1 protein-coding gene is annotated in these 779 nt (G+C 44.5%); it reads left to right on the forward strand.

Annotated features, from left to right (window positions below):
- Positions 1-770 (forward strand): IS3 family transposase (locus ACFI6G_RS22180; protein WP_462710483.1); only part of this gene is annotated, 770 nt, incomplete at its 5' end.
- Between the last annotated feature and the right edge of the window lie 9 nt (positions 771-779).

The raw sequence follows: 779 nt of genomic DNA on the forward strand, positions 1-779 counted from the left end.
TAATTAACGCTGAAACAGTAAAATTGCGCAGCTTGGTCAGTGAGGCTCACGCTGCAAGCAATGGCTCTGCGGGAGCGAGAACCATTGCAGATATAGTCACAAATCAGGGTGTAAAGCTGAGCCGATACCGAGCAACAAAACTTATGAGAACGCTTGGTTTAGTGAGTTGCCAAGTGCCAAAACATCGTTACCGCAAGGCTTCACAAAAACATATTGACGTTCCAAATCACTTAGGTCGTCAGTTTGCGGTTACCGCCCCAAATGAGGTCTGGGCTGGGGATGTGACGTATATTTGGACAGGTAATCGGTGGATGTATTTAGCCGTTGTTATCGATCTTTTTGCCCGAAAAGTGATTGGTTGGTCGATGTCTCTATCACCTGATTCTAAACTAACAGGCAAAGCTCTTTCGATGGCTTATGAGTCACGTGGTAAGCCTAAAGGTGTTATGTTCCATAGCGATCAAGGCAGTCATTATACTAGCCGTAAATACCGTCAATTGCTGTGGCGTTTTCAAATAAAACAGAGTTTATCTCGCCGAGGAAATTGTTGGGATAATGCGCCGATGGAGCGTTTCTTTAGAAGTCTGAAAACGGAATGGGTGCCAACTGTGGGTTATCGTAGCTTCGCTGAGGCTCAACAAGAGATTACCCGTTACATTATCGGATACTACTGCCAACTCAGACCACATCAGTATAACGGTGGTCTAACTCCCAATGAATCAGAACGATTATATTGGGAAAACTCTAAAACCGTGGCCAATTTTAGTTGACCACTACAT

The organism is Vibrio sp. PSi01 (genome assembly GCF_054960695.1).